The 1,399-nt window shown below is 76.1% G+C and carries 2 protein-coding genes; one reads left to right on the top strand and one right to left on the bottom strand.

Annotation, left to right across the window (positions count from 1 at the left end; genetic code table 11):
* Positions 1-669: ANTAR domain-containing protein (locus AC0CYZ_RS09675; protein ID WP_472214663.1), on the top strand; the 669-nt coding region annotated here is incomplete at its 5' end.
* A gap of 19 nt (positions 670-688) precedes the next feature.
* Here AC0CYZ_RS09675 and AC0CYZ_RS09680 read toward each other — a convergent pair.
* A partial coding sequence (locus tag AC0CYZ_RS09680; RefSeq protein WP_472214666.1) for a molybdopterin dinucleotide binding domain-containing protein occupies positions 689-1,399 on the bottom strand: 711 nt, incomplete at its 5' end.

The following is a 1,399-nucleotide window of genomic DNA, read 5'->3' on the forward strand; positions in this document are numbered from 1 at the left end:
CTCGGCGCCGCCGCTCTGACCGGAGCGCTGAGCGCCGATGCGGACGTCCTCGATCAGACGGTGCGCGCCGTCGTGCGCGCGGGCACGACGGTCCCGGGTGTCGACCACGTCGGCGTCGCGCTCGTGTCCCGCGGCTACGACCCGCAGCCCACGGGCGACCCGGTGGCCGACGAGCTCGACGCCGTGCAGGCCGCCCGCGGGGAGGGTCCCGGCGTCGAGGTCGCGGGCTCGGGCGGGGTCTGCGAGGTGCCCGACCTCGCGGCGGTCGGCCACTGGCCCCACGTCGCCGAGGTCGCGGCGCGCCACGGCGTGCGCGGCCTGCTCGTCCTCGCGCTCCGCACCCACGACGGGGTCCTCGGCGTCCTCACGTTCGCCACCCGCACCCAGCTGGGCCCGCGGGGCCGGGCGCTCGCCGCGGCCCTCGCGGGGCAGGCCACGGTGGCGCTGTTCGGCGCCCGGCGCATCGCCGGCCTGTGCCGCGCGGTCGGCTCCCGCGACGTCATCGGCCAGGCCAAGGGCATCCTCATGCAGCGCGACGGGGTCGACGACGAGGGCGCGTTCGCCCTGCTCGTCGAGGCCTCGCAGTCGACCAACATCAAACTGGTCGACGTCGCGGCCTGGCTGGTCGGCCGGACCGCGCCCGCCCCGGAGGCCACGACGCCCGAGTGAGCGCCGCGGGCCCCGGGTGTCAGCCGGTGTTCCCGATCCCGGCGCGCCGGCGGTAGGACTCGACGAACTCCGGCAGCGCCGGCCCCCGCGGCCGCCGGCCCGCGACGACGTCGCAGGTGCCCGTCTTCGTGTCCATGATGTGGACGTTCGGGTCGAGCGAGATACCGATGATCTCGTTCGCCGCGTCCCCGGTGACGAGGCCGTTCGGTCCCCAGTGCCACGGCAGGCCCACCTGGTGGACGGTCCGCCCGTCGATGAGCAGCGGCTTGCAGCGCTCGGTGACCACCACGCGTGCCTCGATCGCCGACCGCGCGGTGACGATCGTCGCCCACCCGGTGTGCTCCAGGCCCCGCTCGGCGGCGAGGGCCGGGGAGACCTCGACGAACATCTCCGGGGCCAGTTCGGCGAGGTAGGGCGTCCAGCGGCTCATGCCCCCGGCGGTGTGGTGCTCGGCGATGCGGAACGTCGTGAACGCGTAGGGGTAGACCTCCGAGCCGGGCTGCCCGTCCGGCGGGTTGTAGCGGTTGTCGGGCCGGTCGAAGCGCTGGCGGGCCGGGTTCGCCCGGGACCCGGGGTGCAGCGCGTTGCGGCTCGGGGCCTCCTCGGGCTCGTAGTGCACGGGGAGCGGCCCGTCCGCGAGTCCGGTGGGGACGTAGAGCCACGCCCGCCCGTCGGCCTGCATGATGAACGGCTCGTCCCCGCCGATGGCGTCCTGCGCGGTGGCGCCCTC

Source organism: Actinomycetospora sp., assembly GCF_055612215.1.